We start from the raw sequence: 18925 nt of genomic DNA on the forward strand, positions 1-18925 counted from the left end.
GCGTCACCATCTCGAGAGCTGTCTGTTCGGGAGCAGGTTTCTTCAACATGTCCCAGTGAATCACAAAACCCCCAGCCAGGTCAGGGGTTTGTCAGCAGTCTGAAGCCCCGCATCGCTGCGGGGCTTCTTTTTTTGTGCCTACAGGTCCCTAGACGGCGATCTTGCCGCCACCGACCTTCGTGATGGCAAGCACCGACGGGCGCACCGGCATGTCGTCCTTGAAATCCGGCCAGCGGGTCGAGAGGTCCTCGTAGTAGGACGGACGTCCATGGCCGCCCCAGTCCTCGCCGCCATCGCCCGGATGCTGTACGGCGACGAAAGCCGTCTCGTCGTCCGGCGTGAACAACGGGCCGCAAAGCTCGGCGCCCACCGGCACGCGGAAGAAGAGCCTGGACGTCGCCCGTGCGTCGCCCTCCGTATCGACTGCCCACAGGCCATCCGTGCGGCCGGTCGCCTCGTTGCTGTTGCCGTCGGTGGAGACCCATAGGCGGCCGGCGGAATCGACCGCGCAGTTGTCCGGCATACCGAACCAACCGTTTTTGGTCGTTTCGGTCGAGAAGGTGGCGCCGACTTCCGCGACGGAAGGATCGCCGCATTTCAGCAGCACTTCCCACTTGCCCGAGGTTGCGGAGAAATCCCCGTCAGCTTCCGAGATTTCGATGATGTGCCCGAAGGCATTCTCGGCACGCGGATTGGCCGCATCGACCTCGTCGGCCTTGCGCTTCGTGTTGTTGGTCAGCATCACGTAGACCTTGCCGTTCACCTCGTTCGGCTGGACATCCTCCGGACGGTCCATCTTCGTGGCGCCCAGCACATCGCCGGCGCGACGTGTCTCGATGAGGACGTCGGCCTGGCTGGCGAAGCCGTTCTCCGCCGTCAGCGGTCCCTGACCGTGCACGAGCGGCAGCCATCCCATGCTGCCGTCCTCGTTGAACTTCGCGACATAGAGCGTGCCGGCTTCGAGCAGGTCCATGTTCGCTGCTCGGTCATCGGGATTGTACGTGCCCTCGGTGACGAACTTGTAGACATAGTCGAACCGTTCATCGTCACCGAGATAGAAGACCACCTTGCCGTTCTTCGCGACGATCGATTCGGCACCCTCGTGCTTGGTGCGCCCAAGCGCCGTGCGCTTCTTCGGGACCGAGTTCGGATCGGAGACGTCCACTTCGACGACCCAACCGAAACGGTTGGGCTCGTTCGGCTCCTTCGAGAGGTCGAAGCGGTCGTAGAAACGGCCCCACTCGTAACTCCCCTCCGGCACGCCGTAGCGCTCGTAGTTCGACGCCTCCGGATGGCCTGCCGGCAATTCGCCCATGAAGTAGCCGTGGAAGTTCTCCTCCGCCATGATGTAGGTGCCCCAGGGCGTGACGCCGCCGGCACAGTTGTTGAGCGTGCCGATGACCTTCGTCCCGGTGCTGTCGGCCGAGGTCTTCAGACGATCGTTGCCGGCCGCCGGACCGGTAATCTGCATCTCGGTGTTGACGGTGATGCGCCGGTTGTTCTTGCCCTCGCGGACGACCTGCCATTTGCCGTCGACCCGGCGGATTTCGACGATGGTGCCGCCATGTGCGGCCATCTCCACATCGACCTGTTCCTGGGTGAGCGGCCCCTGCTCCAGCTTTCCGTCGACGACCTTGACGAGGCCCGGAAACATCAGATGCGGGTTCGTATATTCGTGGTTGACGACCAGAAGACCGTGATCTGCCGCACCGCCGAGCGGGATGAAGCCGACATAGTCGTTGTTGTAACCGAACTGCCTTGCCTGGGCCTCGGCCGTCTGGTTCACGGGATCGAACTCCGGTGAGTCCGGGAACAGCGCATCGCCCCAACGCAGGAGAACATCCGCATCGTAGCCTTCTGCGACGTGGTGGTTGGCATCGACGCCGGCTTCCACCTCCGGGAAGGAAAAGGCCGATCCGGTGGCGGCTCTTGCCTTTTCGGCGGTCATCAGGGCAACGGGGCTGACGGTTGCCGCGATAGCGGACACCGCAAGCGATCCCTGGAGGAAATCGCGGCGGGAGAAGCGGCGGCTTATGATCTCGCCCATCGTCGGATTGAGGCTCGAATTGTGGCCATCGCCATCGGCTTCTTCCAGCTGGGTGGTCGGGAACATCTTCGGACAGAGGTCTTCGGTCATGGCAGTCTCCTTGACGCAATCGTTGTTCGACGCGTGGCAACCTAGAAGCGCTCCATTACGGTTATGCGACATCCGCCGCCGGCCGCTACAACACGCGCACGACCGTTCCGGCCCGCATGAAGCGGAGCAGCCGCCGCATGTCCCTGAGGCTGACCGCGATACAGCCTGCCGTCGGCTGGTAGCCGGGCCTGATCAGGTGGAAAAAGATCGCCGAGCCACGATGTCGCCGCCGGGAGGAAATGTTCCAGTCCAGCACGATGCAGACGTCATAGAGGCCATCCTTCCGCATCATCTCCTCGTGGCTCGGCCGAAACGGCGCCCTGACCAGCCGGTTGTAGCTCGGATGATCCGGCTGATCGCACCACAGCATATCCTTCGATATGCGCCGCATCGGCAGGCCCGTGTGGAGGGACCGGACGCGATCGCCGCGGGTGAAACCATGGAGGACCTTCATGGCGGCAATGGGTGTCGCGCCGTCGCCCTCCCGCTTGACGGCGGTGCGTCCCGACCGGCCGAGGGCAGCCGGAACGGTGATGCCACCCAGGGTGACGGTGCCCCGCGAGCGGTTTCCGGGAGCCGCCCGGACGGTGACGACCGGCATGGAAACCCGTCCGCCCCTACGCAAATCGGCCATATTCCCTCACGAATTCTTGCTTTGAAGATGATTTGGTTTGAATTCATAGCACGATGCGACTTAGATCAAGTGCCTGAACCGATTGCTCTCTCTCACACAGTCGAAGAAGAGCGGATAGAACAAGAGGCAAGAACATATGGCAGCTCGTACGATATTGCTGGTGGACGACGACGACGACCTGCGGGAAACGCTGACGGAACAGCTGTCTCTGTACGAGGAATTCTCGCTTCTGCAGGAGCCGAACGCCAGCAGGGCGATGCAAGTCGCCAAGTCGAGCCAGGTGGACCTGCTGATCATGGATGTCGGCCTTCCCGACATGGACGGTCGGGAAGCGGTGAAGCTGCTGCGCAAGAACGGCTTCAAGGCACCGATCATCATGCTGACCGGCCATGACACCGATTCCGACACGATCCTGGGCCTCGAGGCCGGTGCCAACGACTACATCACCAAGCCCTTCCGCTTCGCCGTCCTGCTTGCGCGCATCCGCGCGCAGCTCCGCCAGTACGAGCAGAGCGAAGACGCGACCTTCACGGTCGGTCCCTATATCTTCAAGCCGAGCCAGAAGCTGCTGACGGCCGACGACGGAAAGAAGATCCGGCTGACGGAGAAGGAAGCCGCAATCATCCGCTATCTCTACCGGGCCGGCCAGAAGGTCGTGACTCGGGATATCCTCCTGGAAGAGGTCTGGGGCTACAACTCCGGCGTGACAACCCACACCCTGGAGACCCACGTGTACCGGCTCCGGCAGAAGATCGAACGCGATCCGTCCAACGCCGAAATTCTCGTCACCGAGAACGGCGGCTACAAGATCGTTCCCTAAGGCATCCGATGGCCCTCAACGACGACATCCGGCTTCTATCGCAGGTCACACTCTTCCGGCAGCTCACCGACGACCAGTTGCGGCTTCTGGCCTTCGGCGCTGAACGCCGGGCCGTTGCGGCGGGACAGGAGCTGTTTCGTGAGGGGTCTCCCGCGGAATGCGCCTTCGTGGTCGTCAAGGGCGCGTTCGAGCTCTACGCCTCCGACCGGGGCACGGCGCGCCTCCAGGATGTCGCGGTGCCGGGAACGCTTCTCTCGGAGCTTGCGCTGGTGACGATGGTGGAGCGGAAGTTCACGGCGATCGCCGTGGAGGATGCCGAAGTCCTCCGTGTCACGCGGACGCTCTTCCACCGGCTCCTCGAAGAATACCCGCAGGTGGGCCGCATGGTGGAAGGCCGTATCCGCGACAACATCGTGGCCATGGCAAGCGCAGCCGCCGGGCTGCAAAGCCGGTTCCGCTGATACTCAGAACTTGAAGACCGCGGTCACCGGCACATGGTCGGATGGCTGGTTCCAGCCCCGCGCTTCCTTCAGCACCTCGATGCGGTCCAGGAACGGCCCCAGATCATGCGACGACCAGATATGGTCGAGCCGCCGCCCACGATCGGCCGCCGCCCAGTCCTTGGCCCGGTAGCTCCACCAGGTATAGAGCTTTTCCTCCGCCGGCACGTGCTGGCGCATCAGATCCAGCCACTTGCCCTTGCTCATCACCTCGAGCAGGCCTTCGGTCTCGACGGGCGTGTGGCTGATGATCTTCAGCATCTGCTTGTGCGACCAGACGTCGTGCTCGAGCGGCGCGATATTGAGGTCGCCGACGAGGATGGACGAAATGCCGGGAATGACATCCGCCTTCAGGCACTTCATCTCCTCCACGAAATCGAGCTTGTGGCCGAATTTCGGATTGACGGTGCGATCCGGTTCATCCCCGCCCGCGGGCACATAGAAATTGTGAAGCCGGATGCGACGCGAGCCGCGTTCGAAGATTGCCGAGATGTGACGTGCGTCGCCGACGCCGCAGTAGTTCTGGCGATGATCCTCAGCCAGCGGTACCCGCGAGGCAATGGCCACGCCATGATAGCCCTTCTGGCCGTGGATGATGATATGGGCGTAGCCGAGGTCCTTCAGCGGCTGCAGCGGAAACTCGTGCTCCTGGCACTTGATCTCCTGGAGACACAGGATGTCCGGCTGGTGACGGACGATGAACTGCTCGACGATGGGCATGCGAAGCCGCACCGAATTGATGTTCCAGGTGGTGATGGAGAATGTCATTCCTAAACCTCAGGCGGGATGCCGCAGGGTTTAGGGGATTTCACCGGGCGGGTGAAGCAAAAACGGCGACCTTCTGGAATCCGGAAGGCTTAGAGCTTGCGGACTTCATCGTAGGGAATACGGAAGACCCGTTCATCGAAGCCGACGCCATTCTTGACGTTGTAGATCATCACCGACGTGTCCTTGTTCTGGGCGTCGGTTATGGTCCATTGCCTGAGCTCGAAGGTCTTCGAATCGAACATCATCGTGATCGTCGAATCGCCGAAGATGGTCCTGTTGCCGAGCACGATCGTCGTCAGATCGGGCTCCTCGCGGACGTCGCGGACCATCTGGTTCGACAGGTCGATGCGTTCGGCAAGGAGCAGGCTGAGCGGGGTCTTGGAAAGCGGGTAGAGATCCCAGGTTTTCAGCTTCGTATTGCCGATGACGACGTTCTTGCCGTCGGCGATGACGCGGATAGGCGAGGGATCCTCGAAGTTGAACCGCAGCTTGCCGGGACGCTCGATGAAGAATTTCCCGCCCGTCTGCTCGCCGCGGGGACCGAACTGGACGAATTCGCCCATCATCGTCTTCACCGAAGAGAAGTGGTCCGCGATCCGCTGGGCCGCCGCAGAGCCGCCGGCACCCTGTGCGCCAGCACCTCCCGGCATCAGTGCCGCCGCGGCAAAACCAAGCAGGCCGGCAGAGAAGGCCCTGCGACTGACAGCTTCCGGCGCAGGAAAATACGCGGTCTTTTTCTTCATTCTGTTCTCCTTCAACCGCTTCCTGAAATCAAAAGGCGGCGGCTTGATGACAACGCGTCGCCAGCGATCAGCGTTCCAGGATGTCCGCCTCCGTGGGCACCAGGATTTCGCGCTTTCCGGCGTGGTTGGCGGGCCCGATCAGCCCCTCCTGCTCCATCCGTTCGATCAGCGAGGCTGCACGGTTGTACCCTATGCCCAATCGTCGCTGGATATAGGAGGTGGAGGCCTTGCCGTCACGCAGGACGATGGCGACCGCCTGATCGTAGGGATCCTCCGACTCGGACAGGTTGGCGGTTCCGGCCGGGCCGGCCCCATCCATATCCTCGTCCTCGTCCGCCGTGATGGCGTCGAGATATTGCGGCGCGCCCTGCGTCTTCAGATAGGCGACAATCTCCTCCACTTCCGTATCTGAAACGAAAGGTCCGTGAACGCGCTGGATACGCCCGCCGCCGGCCATGTAGAGCATGTCGCCCATGCCGAGCAACTGTTCGGCTCCCTGCTCCCCGAGAATGGTGCGGCTGTCGATCTTGGACGTGACCTGGAAGGAGATGCGAGTCGGGAAGTTCGCCTTGATCGTGCCGGTGATGACGTCGACCGAGGGGCGCTGCGTCGCCATGATGACGTGGATGCCGGCTGCTCGCGCCATCTGCGCCAGACGCTGCACGGCACCTTCGATGTCCTTCCCGGCGACCATCATCAGGTCGGCCATCTCGTCGATGATGACGACGATGTAGGGGATCGGCTGCAGGTCGAATTCTTCGGTCTCGTAGATCGCTTCGCCCGTCTCGCGGTCGAAGCCGGTCTGTACGGTCCGCGTCAGCACCTCGCCCTTTGCCAGCGCCTGCTCCACCCGGCTGTTGAAGCCGTCGATGTTGCGCACGCCGATCTTCGACATCTTCTTGTAGCGCTCTTCCATCTCGCGGACGGTCCACTTGAGCGCCACGACCGCCTTCTTCGGATCCGTCACCACGGGCGAGAGCAGATGCGGGATGCCATCGTAGACGGAAAGCTCGAGCATCTTCGGGTCGATCATGATGAGGCGGCACTTCTCCGGCGTGTAGCGGTAGAGCAGCGACAGGATCATCGTGTTGATGGCGACCGACTTACCCGATCCGGTGGTACCGGCGACCAGCAGATGCGGCATCTTGGCGAGGTCGGCGACCACCGGCTCTCCGCCGATCGTCTTGCCGAGCGCCATGGCGAGCTTCGCCTTGCTGGATTCGAAATCCTTGGAGCCGATCATCTCGCGCAGGTAGACGGTCTCGCGCGTCCGGTTCGGCAGTTCGATGCCGATCGCGTTGCGGCCCGGCACCACCGCCACGCGGGCGGCGATCGCGCTCATGGATCGGGCAATGTCGTCGGCCAGGCCGATGACCCGCGAGGATTTGATACCGGGCGCCGGCTCCAGCTCGTAGAGCGTCACCACCGGGCCGGGGCGGACGTGGATGATCTCGCCCTTGACGCCGAAATCTTCCAGGACCCCTTCCAGCATGCGGGCATTCTGCTCCAGCGCGTCGGCGGACAGCGTTGCATCGCGGGCGACCGCCTTGGGCTCCGCCAGGAGATGGACGGAGGGAAGCTGGAAGCCGTCCGGATCGATGAACGACGCCTGCGCCTCGCGGGCAACGCGCGGGCTGGGTTTCGGCGACGGCGGCGGGGCTACGACCCGCGGCTGTGCCCGGCCGGATCCGACGGCCGCAGGGCGAGTTGCCGCGGAGAACGGAATGTCGTCCTCATCGTCCAGAATACCGGCAGGCCGGACCGGTGGCTCGTCATCGAAGTCGTCGTCATCATGCGCCATGGGCGGCGCATGGATGGCGCGGCGGGCGGGGACATCGCGCGCCGGCCCCTCAAGCGACGGTTCGACGCGATGCAGGCCGGCAGCCGCGGCCTTCGGGCGCACGGGTTCGTTGAGCGTGCCGAATTCGTCCTCGTTGAAGTCGTACGGCTGGTCGAAAGTGCTTCGCGCCGGCTTGATGCCGAACAGGCGCCGCATCCGGGCCTGGGCGATGTACCAGGAGTGCGCGATGGCGCCCAGGGCGAGAAACCCGCCGAAACCGCCTTCGTCCTCCTCGTCCTCCTCGACCGGACTGCGGCGGACGGCCGACGGGCTGGCGGGCACGTATTCCTCGTCCTCGTCATCGAAGGCCTCTCCGATGAGGCCGGACGCGAAGAGCAACAGCCACCCTGCCGGCACGGCGAAGAGCATGCCCAGGATGGTCGCCAGCATGCCGGTGGGGTAGGCGCCGACGAAGAGGGCCGGGAAGCGGAGGATCATGTCGCCGATGACGCCGCCGATGCCGTTCGGTATCGGCCATGTCAGCGGAGCCGGAAAGCACCCGAGCGATGCGGATGCAAGCAGGGTGCCGCCCGCCCATGCGGCGAGCCGGGCCGGCACGCGATTGAACTCGCGCCCGGAGATGAGGGCCAGAGCGAAGGCGAGGACCGGAAGGAGCGCCACCAGGCTGGCTAGGCCCAGGAACTGCATCATCAGGTCGGCAAAGGCAGCGCCGGCATGGCCGAGTAGGTTCCTCGGCTCGTTGTCGGTCGCATAGGAGAAGCTGGGGTCGGAAACGTTCCATGTGGAGAGTGCGGCCACGGCCAGCGCAAGCCCGATGAAGATCCCGAATCCCGCAAGGGCCATGGCCTGCCGGATGACGAAGGCGGCCAGCATGGCCCGGGCCGTACGGTTGCCCATTGCTGCCGAATTGCTTCTACCCATCACTCTGTCCGCTGTTGCCACGTGGAAGGCCGGCGGTTGACCAGGGCACACACCGGCATAGTGCATGGAAGGTACCGTGCTGATGGTTAATGCGACTTTAACCAGAGATCAGGTGGGCCGGCCGGTACGGCCATAGCTACAAAAAAGCCCGGACCGAGGTCCGGGCAAATGCGGCCACCGGAACGGCGGCCGCGACGGGAGGTTCTGCGGCGACCGGCGCCGCCGCAATCTCGATCAGGAGTGATAGGCTGCCTCGCCATGGCTCGCCAGGTCGAGACCTTCGCGCTCGGCTTCCACGGAGACGCGGAGGCCGACGATGACGTCCACGATCTTGTAGAGAATGAACGAGACGATGCCGCACCAGACGATGGTGATCACGACGGCCGTCAGCTGGGTCATGAACTGGCCGCCCATCGTCACGCCGTCGGCATAGCCGATCCCGCCGAGGGAGGACGAGGCGAAGATGCCGGTAGCAAGCGCGCCGAAGAACCCACCCACGCCATGGACACCGAAGACATCGGCCGTATCGTCATAGCCGAACTTGTTCTTGATGACGGCGATGAAGAAGTAACAGATGGGCGAAACGAGGATGCCCATGACGATGGCACCCATTGGACCGGCGATACCGGCCGCCGGGGTGACGGCGACGAGACCGGCGATCATGCCGGAGGCGGCACCGAGCATGGAGGCCTTGCCGCGCGCGAAGGTTTCGACGACGCACCAGGAGAGAATGGCCGCTGCCGTTGCGACGAAGGTGTTGACCGCAGCCAGCATCGCACCGCCGGACGCTTCGAGGTTGGAACCCGCGTTGAAGCCGAACCAGCCGATCCAGAGCATCGCGGCGCCGACGAGCGTCAGCGTCATCGAATGCGGCGCCATCATGTCCTTGCCGTAGCCGATGCGCTTGCCCACCAGGAATGCGCCGATAAGACCGGCAATGCCGGCATTGATGTGGACGACGGTCCCGCCCGCAAAATCAAGCGCGCCCATGCCGAAGAGAAGGCCGTTCGCATCCCAGACCATGTGAGCGATCGGAAAGTAGACGAAGGTCACCCAGAGGACGCAAAAGAGGACGGCTGCCGAGAATTTGATGCGTTCCGCGAACGCGCCCACGATCAGCGCCGGCGTCAGGGCGGCAAACGTCATCTGGAACATCATAAAGACGAATTCCGGAATGACGGCGTCCGAGAAGGTCGCGGCCGTGGAGTCCATCGTCACGCCAGACAGGAACATCTTGGCGGTACCGCCGAAATAGGCGCTTTCCGAGCCGCCGAAGGCGAAGGAATAGCCGTAGATAACCCAGATGATCATCATGGCGGCCCCCACGACGGTGCACTGCATGAGGACCGACAGCATGTTCTTTGCCCGCACGAGGCCACCGTAAAACAGCCCGAGCCCCGGCATCAGCATGAAGAGAACGAGAAGCGTGCAGATGAACATGAACGCGGTATCGCCCTTATCGGGGACCGGCGCAGCGGCAGCCGCCTCGGCAGCTGGCGCTGCAGCGTCCTGGGCAAAAGCGATGGCCGGCGCCATCAGGGCTGCAGAAACCGCGCCGAGGCGACCGAGCGAGGTGGTGATCCTTGAAAATTGCATTGGTAGCTCCCCAATCAGCCGTTCGTTAAAGCGCGTCCGCGCTGGTTTCGCCGGTCCGGATACGCACGGCCTGCTCGATCGAATAGACGAAGATCTTGCCGTCGCCGATCTGTCCGGTCTTGGCGGCCGACGCTATGGCGTCCACCGCCTTCTCGACCACGTCGGAAGGTACCGCGACCTCGATCTTCAGCTTCGGCAGAAAACTCACGGCGTATTCTGTGCCGCGGTAGATCTCGGTATGTCCCTTCTGCCGGCCGTACCCTTTGACTTCGGTTACGGTCAGGCCCTGGATACCGACGGCTGTGAGCGCTTCGCGCACCTCGTCCAGCTTGAACGGCTTGATTATCGCCATCACGATTTTCATCTGGCTTTCCCATCCTCTGTTTGTCCGGCCGAGGCCGGATTCCCTCATCGCCTGCGGACTGACCAAGGCGACTGGATGGTTCAGATACAAAGGACGTGCCAGATCGCTACTGAGGATCTAGATCCTTGTATAATAAGCAGAAAATATCGCTCCGCCCAAAGCAGAGGCAGAACAGGACTGGAGGCATGCCCAAGATATAGGCAAAGTTTCGGAGATGCTGAATATCTACTCATCTGCCCGTTTGCGAATCAGTCCCTCCTGCGCAACGGAGGCGATCAATTCGCCCGAGCGCGTATAGAGGCTGCCGCGCGTCATCCCGCGGGCGCCCGACGAACTGGGGCTGTCCTGGGTATAGAGGAGCCAGTCATCCAGAGCACAGGGACGGTGGAACCACATCGCGTGGTCGATACTTGCGACCTGCAGTTTCGGATCGAAGATGGATGTGCCGTGCGGGTAGAGCGAGGTATCGAGCAGCGTCATGTCCGAAAGGTATGCCAGGACACAGGCCTGGTAGTGACGCTCGGCGGGCACCGTTCCCACGGCCCGTACCCATATGTCCTGCCGCGGTTCCAGCTTGTCCTTCGTCAGGTAATGCACCAGCGAAACCGGGCGGATTTCGATCGGCCGATCCTGGCTCCAGTACTTGCGGACCACCGCCGGAGCCTGCGCCAGGAAAAGCTCCTTGAATTCCTTCTCGCCCATCAGTTTTTCGGGGGGCGTGACGGGAGGCATGGCCACCTGGTGATCGAAGCCCCCCTCTTCCACCTGGAAGGAGGCCGACATCGAGAAGATCGGCCGGCCATGCTGGATCGCGACGATCCACCGGGTCGCGAAGCTTGATCCGTCGCGGATGCGCTCCACCTGATAGACGATCGGCACCGCCGGATCGCCGGGCCGCATGAAATAGGCATGCAGGGAATGGATGAAGCGGCTCTCGTCCACCGTCCGCTGCGCGGCCATCAGCGCCTGGGCGATGACCTGTCCGCCGAAAACCCGCTGCCAGCCCACCTGCGGGCTGCTGCCGCGATAGAGGTTCTCCTCGAGCTTTTCGAGGTCGAGCGTCGACAGGAGCTGGTCCATGGGGGCTTGCCGTTCTGGCTGACGCGACATTCTGGGAACTCCGGCATAGGAAGCAGATGCCGGATGATCTATATGGGCGGTGTGATCTTCTCAAGTCTCACGGAGTGCACGGAAAATGCGTGATATGCTTGTGGTCGGCGGGGGCTATGTCGGATTGTCGGCCGCGGTGGCGGTGAAGCAGTCGGCGCCGCATCTTCAGGTGGAGGTCATCGAGGCGGCTCCGGAGCATGTCTGGCAGAAGGACGAGCGGGCCTCGGCAATCATCGCGGCTGCAAGCCGGATGCTGGAGGTTCTCGGGGTCTGGGGGGAAATCCTGCCCGAGGCGCAACCCATCAACCGGATGATCGTCACCGATTCACGCACATCGGATCCGGTTCGCCCCGTCTTCCTGACCTTCGACGGCGAAGTGGACGAAGGCCGCCCATTCGCCCACATGGTCCCCAATGTCGCGATGGTTCGGGCGTTGCGGGGCGCCTGCGAGCAGCTGGGGATCCCGATCCGCCACGGGCTTTCCGCCACCGGTTTCCAGACGAGGAGCACCCGGAACGAAGTGACGCTGTCGGACGGCGGCACTATCGACACCCGCCTGCTGGTGGCCTGCGACGGCGTCAGGTCCCGACTGCGGGACATGGCCGGGATCAAGACGGTGAGCTGGAACTACGGCCAGTCGGGCATCGTGACGACCGTCGAGCACGAACGACCGCACGAGGGCGTTGCGGAAGAGCATTTCCTGCCGTCCGGCCCGTTTGCAATCCTTCCGCTCACCGGCAACCGTTCCTCCCTCGTCTGGACCGAACGCACGGCCGAGGCGGAACAACTGGTCGCTTCGGACGATCTCGTCTTCGAAGAGGAGCTGCAGCGCCGCTTCGGCCACAAGCTCGGGCAGATCACGGTCGCCGGCAGCAGAAAGGCGTTTCCGCTGGGACTAACCCTCGCACGCGCCTTCGTGGCGCCGCGCTTCGTGCTGGCCGGGGATGCGGCCCATGGCATCCACCCGATTTCCGGCCAGGGCCTCAACCTCGGATTCAAGGATGTCGCCGCACTGGCGGAGACCGTGGTCGAAGCCGACCGGTTGGGCCTCGACATTGGCGCACTCGACGTCCTGGAGCGCTACCAGTCCTGGCGCCGCTTCGACACCTTCCGGATGGGCGTTACGACCGATGTCCTGAACCGCCTGTTTTCCAACGACATGACGCCCGTCCGGATCGCGCGCGACATCGGCCTCGGGATCGTCGAGCGGCTGCCGCGGCTCAAGTCCTATTTCATCAGCGAGGCTGCAGGCATCACCGGCGAGGATGGACCGAGGCTGTTGGCCGGCAGCGCGATCTAGAACTACTCCTCGATCCTGCGGGCCTCCGAGACCAGCATGATCGGCACGCCGTCCCGGATGGGATAGGCCAGCTTCGCCTTCTCCGAGACCAGCTCGCTGGTCTCGCGGCTGAAGGAGAGGCGCGCTTTCGAGAGCGGACAGACGAGAAGCTCCAGAAGCTTCGGATCGACCTTGCTTACACGCTCGTCCATGGCACCTACTGCAGCACGGTGTCGGAATCGCCCGGCCCGCGGGCGAGCAGGATTTCCGTGATGGCGATCAGGGTTTCCGCCCGCGTCTTCAGGTCCGGCGCCTCGAGAAGCGCCTGTTTCTCGGCGGGGCCGAAGGGCGACATCATAGACAGCGAGTTGACCAGGGTCCGGTTTCCCGCCCGCCCCACGCTTTCCCAGTCCGCCTCCAGCTTGTTGGCATCGAGGTAGGCCCGGAAGACGCGCAGCAGCTCGGCGCGATCCACCGCCGCCTCGTCGTCCTCGGCCGACAGGTCCGCCAGTAAAGGCGCAATCCGAAAGGTGCGGTAGGGATGTCCTTCGCCGATTTCCTCCAGAAGGCGGAAGCGGCAGACGCCGCTGAGCGAAGTGATATAGCGGCCGTCACCCGTCTCGGCGAAGGAAGTGATGCGGCCGATGCAGCCGACACAGCTCAAGGCAGAGCGCGAACCTTCGCCGTTCTCCGCCTCCGAAAGCGACGGCTGCACGATCCCGATCAACCGGTCCCCGGCAAGCGCCGCGTCGAACATGGCGAGATAGCGGGGCTCGAAGATGTTGAGCGGCAACTGGCCGCCCGGAAGCAAGAGCGCTCCCGTCAGGGGAAAGACCCGAACCGTCTCGGGGAGGTCCTCCCGCTTCACATATCTGGCATTTCCCACGATCATGGGGTCCCAACCTCCCGGACCACGACAGCGCGGCGGCAGCGCCGCCAATGGCGATAATGTGGGGCAGCCGGCAGGGATCGCAAGGGCGGCTTGCCGGCGCGTGTTTCACGAAAACAGGATGGAAGACATGCGTCGCCGGGCGGTCAGCGTGGCCGGGTCCTTCGGCCCCCAGGCCTCGAAGAATTCGACCAGTTGGCGGCGCGCGCCGTCTTCCTCGAACTCCCGGTCCTTGCGCATGATGTAGAGCAGATGCTCCGCCGCTTCCTCGCGCTTTCCCTCCGCATTGCGGATCTTGGCGAGCTTCATGCGGGCCTCGTGATTGTCCGGATGCAGCGAGAGTTCATGCTCCAGCGCCGCAGGATCGCCGAGCTTGCGGGCCTCCTCGAACTGCTCCAGCTTTTTGGCCACCGCCTGCACTGCCGGCTCCCTGGAGACTTCCTCCGGAAGCGAAGCCAGCATCTGCGAGGCGCGCGCCAGGTCGCCGAGCTCGATCATGCAGCGCATCATGCCGGCGGCAGCCTTGGCATTGTCCGGATCCGCCTGCAGGACGGCGCCGAAAAGCTGCGCGGCACCCTGAACATCCCCCGTCGTCAGAAGCCCGTCCGCTTCGCCCAGCACCGCTTCGATCTCGGCGGCACGGTCCGCGCCGGCCGGGCCGGCAACCTTGTCGATGAACTGCCTGAGCTGGGTTTCGGGAACGGCGCCCATGAAGCCGTCGACCGGACGCCCGTCTACGAAGGCGACGACCGCCGGGATCGACTGGATGCCCATCTGGCCGGGAATGGCCGGATGATCGTCGATGTTGAGCTTGACGAGCCGGACGCGGCCCTGCGCCTCGTTGACCACCCGCTCCAGCACCGGCGTCAACTGCTTGCAGGGGCCGCACCAGGGCGCCCAGAAGTCGACGAGGACCGGCTGGCGGCGGGACTCCTCGATGACGTCGGCGCCGAAGGCAGCCGTCGTCGTATCCTTGACGAAGGAGGCGGCAGGTCCGCTCCCGTTCGTCGGCGCAGAGCCCCCGAATTGCGCCGAGGCCGTCATCTGCCCGCCATAGGAGCCACCGTAGGGATTGTCTGTGCCGCTCATGAAGGTCTCCCGCGATCGTCTTGCCGTTATATGCCGCGAAACATCGTATGTCAGTCGGTCAGTTTCAAGACAAGCGGCGGATGGCCTGTCGCTTCCAGGAAACGCAGCAGATCCTCCCGGCGGATCGAGGTCGTGGCGTCGTTGGAAAGCGGATGCGCGTTGATGATCTCGTTCCTCATCAGGTCCTCGTCCAGGATGAAGGTGACGTTGCCCCCGGTATCATTGAATGCCCCCAGCACCGTCACCGAGCCCGGCACGACGCCGAGATATTCCATCAATTTTTCCGGCCGGCCGAACGAGACGCGGCTCGCTGCCCCGATGACCTTGTGGATCGTCTTCAGGTCGACGGTTGCGTTTTCCTCGACCGTCAGGACGAAGTACCTGTCCTTCTTGTCCTTCACGAAGAGGTTCTTCGTGTGGCCGCCGGGGATCTCGTCGCGCAGCGCGACGGACTCCGCCACCGTGAAGACGGGAGCATGCCGTTTGGTGGCATGGGAAATCCCGAGCGCGTTCAGAAAGGCGAACAGGTCGTCGGGGGTCTTCAAATCGGGCAGAGGGACAGCATCGCTCATGATCGACCAAGGTTCTCCTGCGTGTGGACTATGACGCGCAACGGCGATGCCTGGCTTATCGCGCCGGTGGAGCCCCGACAAGCACAAGATCTCCCGCTCCTATCCACCCTCGACCATTCGAAGATCGCCAAAGCTCGCCCCTTCCCGCCGCCGCCAAAAATTCTCCGCCACACTGACATTTCCCTGTTGCATTCGAAAATCACTTGGGCCATATAGCGCCCGTCGCCGGCAGCGCCGCGACCCACGGTCCAGCGTCTACCCCGGATCGCGGTTTGATGAGCGGGTGTAGCTCAGGGGTAGAGCACAACCTTGCCAAGGTTGGGGTCGAGGGTTCGAATCCCTTCGCCCGCTCCAGTTTTCATATTTTCCAGAGAAAATCGCCATTTGCCTGTTCCGAGGACATCCGTAACAGCTCGAAGGCACCTGCGTTCGGATATCGACGGGCCGCGGCCCGACCGCCGGAAGGGGCCGGGTCGCCCGGGGCCGGACGGCTGTCAGTTCTTTGCGAACACGTAATCCGTTTCCTGCCGCAGCACCTCGCCGGGCCGGAGCACGCCGTTCGGGAAATTCGGATGGTTCACGGCATCCGGCCATACCTGCGTCTCGAGACAGAAGCCGGCGAAGGGACCGTAGCGGCGGCCTTCCAGCCCCGGCACCGGGACATCGAGCTTGAAGCCGGAATAGAACTGGATGCCGGGCTCCGTCGTGCGCACCTCCAGCGAGACACCGGAATGCACACTGCGAGCCAAAGCCACCGAACGCTTGACCACCCGCTCTTCCGACAGGCAGAAATTGTGGTCGAACAGAACCTGGCTGCCGCCCTGTTTCCGGTTCATCGGCCCCATGGCCCTGAGGTCGAAGACCGTTCCATCGACCGGCAACAGCCGGCCCGTCGGGCACTGGCGCTCATCGACCTCCACGATGTCATCGGCGGCGATCATGATGTCGTGGCCTAGGGGGGTTTCGTGGCCGTCGAGGTTGAAATAGGTGTGCTGGCAGATGTTGCAGGGCGTCGGCTGGTCCGCGGTCGACTCGTAGAGCACGTTGAGCGCACCGTTGCCGGCCAGGTGATAGGTGGCGGTGACGGTGCAGTTGCCGGGATAGCCGGCGCGGCCGTCGGGGTCGGTGATCCGCAGCACGACCCTGTTCTCCGCAAGATCAAGAATGTCCCAGTTGCGCTTGGCGATGCCGTCGCTTCCGCCATGCAGATGGGTGACGCCCTTCTCGTTGAGTTCCAGCTGGTAGGACTCGCCGTCCAGTTCGAACTGCCCCCCGGTGATGCGGTTGGCGCAGCGCCCCGGCGTCGCTCCGAAATAGGAGGAATAGCGGGGGTAGTCGTCGAAGGTATCGAAACCGAGAACGAGCGGTGCTTCGTGTCCCTCGAGGCGCAGATCCTGGATGACAGCGCCCCAGGTCATGACATGCGCGGTCAAGCCGCCGCCGCGGATCGCTACCCGAGAGACCGTTTCTCCGCTTGCAGTCGTTCCGAAGACTTCGCGCTCAGCCATTGCATGCCTCCAAATCAGCTTGGGCGAACCTGATCGATTTCTTCCGCCCGCGCAATCGGCAAGACGTCATCGGCTGAGGGCGCGGGTTGCCTGCTCCAGGCCGCCGAGGGTGAGAGGATACATCTGTCCCGACAGGAGATGCCGGACGAGGCCGATCGAGTGAGTATGCTGCCAATGTCCTTCCGGCACCGGATTGAGCCAGATCGAGCGTCGGAAATGCTCCGTCATGCGCCGCAGCCAGACCTCGCCCGGCTCGCGGTTCCAGTGCTCCACCGAACCGCCCGGATGGGTGATCTCGTACGGGCTCATGGAGGCGTCGCCGACGAAGACGACGCGGTAGTCGCTGCCGAAACCGTTGATGATCGTCTCCGTCGCGATCCGTTCGGACCGGCGGCTATTGTCCTTCCACACGCTTTCATAGAGGCAGTTGTGGAAATAGAAGTGCTCCAGGTGGCGAAATTCGCTTCGCGCCGCCGAAAACAGCTCCTCGACGTCGCGGATATGATCGTCCATCGAGCCTCCGACGTCGAAGAACATCAGGAGCTTCACCGCATTGCGCCGCTCCGGCCGGGTGCGCACGTCCAGATAGCCGTGCTCCGCCGTCGACCGGATCGTGCCGGGCAAGTCGAACTCCTCCGCCGCTCCCTCGCGCACCCAGCGCCGCAGCCGGCGCAGCGCGATCTTGATGGTGCGGGTACCGAGCTCGACCGTATCGTCCAGATCCGCGAACTCCCGCCGATCCCAGACCTTCACCGCACGGCGATGACGCGAACCGTCCTGCCCGATGCGCACCCCTTCCGGATTGTAGCCATGGGCGCCGAAGGGCGAAGTGCCTGCAGTGCCTATCCACTTGGAGCCGCCCTGATGGCGACCCTTCTGCTCTTCCAGCCGCCGACGAAGGGTCTCCATGAGCTTGTCGAAACCGCCGAGAGCCTCGACCAGTCCCTTCTCCCCCTCCGTCAGGTGCCGTTCTGCCAACTTCCGCAGCCATTCCTCCGGCAGGTCGGCCGCGGCAGGCCCGGAGCCGCCAACTGCAGATTGGAGACCGCGAAAACGGGCGGCGAAGACCCGGTCGAACCGGTCGATATGACGCTCGTCCTTCACCAGGCAGGTACGGGCGAGGAAATAGAACGCCTCGACATCGAAATCCGCCAGCCCCTGCTTCATCCCCTCCATGAGCGAGAGGTACTCCCGCAAGGTGACCGGGACCTTCGCAGCCTTCAGCTCGAGGAAGAAGGAAAGCAGCATCCTAGACCGTACCGATCTTCTCCAGCTCGTACGACGTCGTCTGGTAGATCTCGTTGATCCAATTACCGAACAGGAGATGGGCATGGCTGCGCCAGCGGTTCTGAGGCGGCAGCGTCACGTCGTTGTGGGGGAAGTAGTCGTGCGGCATCTTGATCGGGATGCCGGCGTTCACGTCGCGGAAATATTCGTCCGCCAGGGATGTGGAGTCGTATTCGACGTGGTTGAACATATAGAGCCGCCGCCCCTTTGCCTCTTCCACGAGGCATACGCCCATCTCGTCCGATTCCATGAGGATCTTGAGGTCCGGCACCTTCTCGATGTCCTGGCGCCGCACCTCGGTCCAGCGCGACACCGGCACCTGGAAATCGTCGGAGAAGCCGGTCAGGTAGACCGATGCAGGACACAGGTTGCGGTGCCGGTAGACACCAAACGCCTTCTCCTTCAGCTCATGCTTCGGCACGCCGTGGAAATGGTAGATCGCCGCCATGGCGCCCCAGCAGACATTCATGGTCGAATGGACGTTGGTGGTGGTCCAGTCGAGGATCTGCTGCATCTCGTCCCAGTAGGTGACGCTTTCGAACGGCAGTGTTTCCACCGGCGCGCCCGTGATGATGAAGCCGTCGAACTTGCGGTCCTTCACCTCCTCCCACGTCTCGTAGAAGGCGAGCAGGTGCTCTTCGGAGGTGTTCTTCGCCTTGTGGCCGCCGATCCTGACCAGCGACAGCTCCACCTGCAGCGGACTGGCACCGACCAGCCGCGCCATCTGCATCTCGGTCTTGATCTTGTTGGGCATGAGATTGAGGAGCCCGATCTGCAGCGGGCGGATATCCTGGCGGATGGCGACTGTCTCGGTCATCACGCGCACACCCTCTTGCACGAGGATTTCGAAAGCCGGCAGCGTATCGGGAATCTTGATCGGCATCGCACACTCACAAAACAAAAAGCC

Annotated in this window: 17 protein-coding genes, 1 tRNA gene and 1 pseudogene; 4 read left to right on the forward strand and 15 right to left on the reverse strand. The window is 63.4% G+C overall.

Features of this window, described 5'->3' with window-relative positions; all coding sequences use genetic code 11:
* Positions 1-148 precede the first annotated feature (148 nt).
* Entirely contained in the window at positions 149-2137 is a 1989-nt protein-coding gene (locus RTCK_RS15335) for a PhoX family protein (protein WP_142593437.1), read from the reverse strand.
* Between the two features lie 85 nt (positions 2138-2222).
* Positions 2223-2771, reverse strand: a complete 549-nt coding sequence (locus RTCK_RS15340) for a L,D-transpeptidase family protein (protein WP_142593438.1) — start codon at positions 2769-2771, stop codon at positions 2223-2225.
* 136 nt (positions 2772-2907) lie between these two features.
* Between RTCK_RS15340 and RTCK_RS15345 the strand changes: the two genes are divergently transcribed.
* Positions 2908-3591 carry a response regulator transcription factor gene (locus RTCK_RS15345; RefSeq protein WP_142593439.1) on the forward strand — a complete coding sequence of 228 codons (684 nt, stop codon included), beginning with the start codon at positions 2908-2910 and terminating at the stop codon, positions 3589-3591.
* 8 nt (positions 3592-3599) lie between these two features.
* Positions 3600-4052, forward strand: a complete 453-nt coding sequence (locus RTCK_RS15350; RefSeq protein ID WP_142593440.1) for a cyclic nucleotide-binding domain-containing protein — start codon at positions 3600-3602, stop codon at positions 4050-4052.
* Positions 4053-4055: 3 nt separating this feature from the next.
* On the opposite strand, the gene RTCK_RS15355 is transcribed toward RTCK_RS15350, so the two are convergent.
* The 6 genes from RTCK_RS15355 to tesB all read right to left on the reverse strand — a co-directional run bounded on the left by RTCK_RS15355 (position 4056) and on the right by tesB (position 11394).
* Positions 4056-4859 carry an exodeoxyribonuclease III gene (locus tag RTCK_RS15355; protein WP_142593441.1) on the reverse strand — a complete coding sequence of 268 codons (804 nt, stop codon included), beginning with the start codon at positions 4857-4859 and terminating at the stop codon, positions 4056-4058.
* Between the two features lie 89 nt (positions 4860-4948).
* A complete protein-coding gene (locus RTCK_RS15360) occupies positions 4949-5602 on the reverse strand; it encodes an outer membrane lipoprotein carrier protein LolA (protein ID WP_142522599.1) in 654 nt (217 codons plus the stop codon).
* Between the two features lie 67 nt (positions 5603-5669).
* The gene (locus tag RTCK_RS15365; RefSeq protein ID WP_142593442.1) at positions 5670-8324 is read right to left on the reverse strand and encodes a DNA translocase FtsK; all 2655 of its coding nucleotides are present in this window, start codon (positions 8322-8324) and stop codon (positions 5670-5672) included.
* Between the two features lie 234 nt (positions 8325-8558).
* The gene (locus RTCK_RS15370; protein ID WP_142593443.1) at positions 8559-9920 is read right to left on the reverse strand and encodes an ammonium transporter; all 1362 of its coding nucleotides are present in this window, start codon (positions 9918-9920) and stop codon (positions 8559-8561) included.
* Between the two features lie 25 nt (positions 9921-9945).
* Entirely contained in the window at positions 9946-10284 is a 339-nt protein-coding gene (locus RTCK_RS15375) for a P-II family nitrogen regulator (RefSeq protein WP_142522596.1), read from the reverse strand.
* Positions 10285-10509: 225 nt separating this feature from the next.
* Positions 10510-11394, reverse strand: a complete 885-nt coding sequence (gene tesB, locus RTCK_RS15380) for an acyl-CoA thioesterase II (protein WP_142593444.1) — start codon at positions 11392-11394, stop codon at positions 10510-10512.
* A 79-nt stretch (positions 11395-11473) separates the two neighbouring features.
* Here tesB and RTCK_RS15385 point away from each other — a divergent pair.
* Positions 11474-12694, forward strand: a pseudogene (locus RTCK_RS15385) (ubiquinone biosynthesis hydroxylase); the annotation flags it as partial.
* A 2-nt stretch (positions 12695-12696) separates the two neighbouring features.
* On the opposite strand, the gene RTCK_RS15390 reads toward RTCK_RS15385, so the two are convergent.
* The 4 genes from RTCK_RS15390 to RTCK_RS15405 all read right to left on the reverse strand — a co-directional run bounded on the left by RTCK_RS15390 (position 12697) and on the right by RTCK_RS15405 (position 15223).
* A complete protein-coding gene (locus RTCK_RS15390; protein ID WP_142593446.1) occupies positions 12697-12885 on the reverse strand; it encodes a Trm112 family protein in 189 nt (62 codons plus the stop codon).
* Positions 12886-12890: 5 nt separating this feature from the next.
* Positions 12891-13565, reverse strand: a complete 675-nt coding sequence (locus RTCK_RS15395) for an LON peptidase substrate-binding domain-containing protein (protein ID WP_142593447.1) — start codon at positions 13563-13565, stop codon at positions 12891-12893.
* Positions 13566-13670: 105 nt separating this feature from the next.
* Positions 13671-14651: a thioredoxin gene (gene trxA, locus RTCK_RS15400; RefSeq protein WP_142593448.1), complete on the reverse strand. Its 981-nt coding sequence runs from the start codon at positions 14649-14651 to the stop codon at positions 13671-13673.
* A gap of 50 nt (positions 14652-14701) precedes the next feature.
* Complete coding sequence (locus RTCK_RS15405) at positions 14702-15223, reverse strand: prolyl-tRNA synthetase associated domain-containing protein (protein ID WP_142522590.1); 522 nt, start codon at positions 15221-15223, stop codon at positions 14702-14704.
* A gap of 279 nt (positions 15224-15502) precedes the next feature.
* On the opposite strand from RTCK_RS15405, the gene RTCK_RS15410 reads away from it, so the two are divergent.
* Positions 15503-15577: transfer RNA gene (locus RTCK_RS15410), tRNA-Gly, on the forward strand.
* Positions 15578-15717: 140 nt separating this feature from the next.
* On the opposite strand, the gene RTCK_RS15415 is transcribed toward RTCK_RS15410, so the two are convergent.
* From RTCK_RS15415 to metA, 3 genes are all read right to left on the reverse strand, one after another.
* Positions 15718-16731, reverse strand: a complete 1014-nt coding sequence (locus RTCK_RS15415) for an aldose epimerase family protein (RefSeq protein ID WP_142593449.1) — start codon at positions 16729-16731, stop codon at positions 15718-15720.
* Between the two features lie 66 nt (positions 16732-16797).
* On the reverse strand, positions 16798-17979 hold the full coding sequence (locus RTCK_RS15420; RefSeq protein WP_142593450.1) for a vWA domain-containing protein: 1182 nt from the start codon (positions 17977-17979) through the stop codon (positions 16798-16800).
* 1 nt (position 17980) lies between these two features.
* Positions 17981-18901: a homoserine O-acetyltransferase MetA gene (metA, locus tag RTCK_RS15425; RefSeq protein ID WP_142522587.1), complete on the reverse strand. Its 921-nt coding sequence runs from the start codon at positions 18899-18901 to the stop codon at positions 17981-17983.
* Positions 18902-18925 lie beyond the last annotated feature (24 nt).

Source organism: Pseudorhizobium endolithicum (assembly GCF_902153245.2).
Taxonomy (GTDB): domain Bacteria; phylum Pseudomonadota; class Alphaproteobacteria; order Rhizobiales; family Rhizobiaceae; genus Neorhizobium; species Neorhizobium endolithicum.

What these genes read in the sequence shown, in the direction of transcription:
- RTCK_RS15335 (WP_142593437.1), bottom strand. Translation starts at nt 2,137, where the DNA reads ATGACCGAAGACCTCTGTCCGAAGATGTTCCCGACCACCCAGCTGGAA.
- RTCK_RS15340 (WP_142593438.1), bottom strand. Translation starts at nt 2,771, where the DNA reads ATGGCCGATTTGCGTAGGGGCGGACGGGTTTCCATGCCGGTCGTCACC.
- RTCK_RS15345 (WP_142593439.1), top strand. Translation starts at nt 2,908, where the DNA reads ATGGCAGCTCGTACGATATTGCTGGTGGACGACGACGACGACCTGCGG.
- RTCK_RS15350 (WP_142593440.1), top strand. Translation starts at nt 3,600, where the DNA reads ATGGCCCTCAACGACGACATCCGGCTTCTATCGCAGGTCACACTCTTC.
- RTCK_RS15355 (WP_142593441.1), bottom strand. Translation starts at nt 4,859, where the DNA reads ATGACATTCTCCATCACCACCTGGAACATCAATTCGGTGCGGCTTCGC.
- RTCK_RS15360 (WP_142522599.1), bottom strand. Translation starts at nt 5,602, where the DNA reads ATGAAGAAAAAGACCGCGTATTTTCCTGCGCCGGAAGCTGTCAGTCGC.
- RTCK_RS15365 (WP_142593442.1), bottom strand. Translation starts at nt 8,324, where the DNA reads ATGGGTAGAAGCAATTCGGCAGCAATGGGCAACCGTACGGCCCGGGCC.
- RTCK_RS15370 (WP_142593443.1), bottom strand. Translation starts at nt 9,920, where the DNA reads ATGCAATTTTCAAGGATCACCACCTCGCTCGGTCGCCTCGGCGCGGTT.
- RTCK_RS15375 (WP_142522596.1), bottom strand. Translation starts at nt 10,284, where the DNA reads ATGAAAATCGTGATGGCGATAATCAAGCCGTTCAAGCTGGACGAGGTG.
- tesB (WP_142593444.1), bottom strand. Translation starts at nt 11,394, where the DNA reads ATGTCGCGTCAGCCAGAACGGCAAGCCCCCATGGACCAGCTCCTGTCG.
- RTCK_RS15390 (WP_142593446.1), bottom strand. Translation starts at nt 12,885, where the DNA reads ATGGACGAGCGTGTAAGCAAGGTCGATCCGAAGCTTCTGGAGCTTCTC.
- RTCK_RS15395 (WP_142593447.1), bottom strand. Translation starts at nt 13,565, where the DNA reads ATGATCGTGGGAAATGCCAGATATGTGAAGCGGGAGGACCTCCCCGAG.
- trxA (WP_142593448.1), bottom strand. Translation starts at nt 14,651, where the DNA reads ATGAGCGGCACAGACAATCCCTACGGTGGCTCCTATGGCGGGCAGATG.
- RTCK_RS15405 (WP_142522590.1), bottom strand. Translation starts at nt 15,223, where the DNA reads ATGAGCGATGCTGTCCCTCTGCCCGATTTGAAGACCCCCGACGACCTG.
- RTCK_RS15415 (WP_142593449.1), bottom strand. Translation starts at nt 16,731, where the DNA reads ATGGCTGAGCGCGAAGTCTTCGGAACGACTGCAAGCGGAGAAACGGTC.
- RTCK_RS15420 (WP_142593450.1), bottom strand. Translation starts at nt 17,979, where the DNA reads ATGCTGCTTTCCTTCTTCCTCGAGCTGAAGGCTGCGAAGGTCCCGGTC.
- metA (WP_142522587.1), bottom strand. Translation starts at nt 18,901, where the DNA reads ATGCCGATCAAGATTCCCGATACGCTGCCGGCTTTCGAAATCCTCGTG.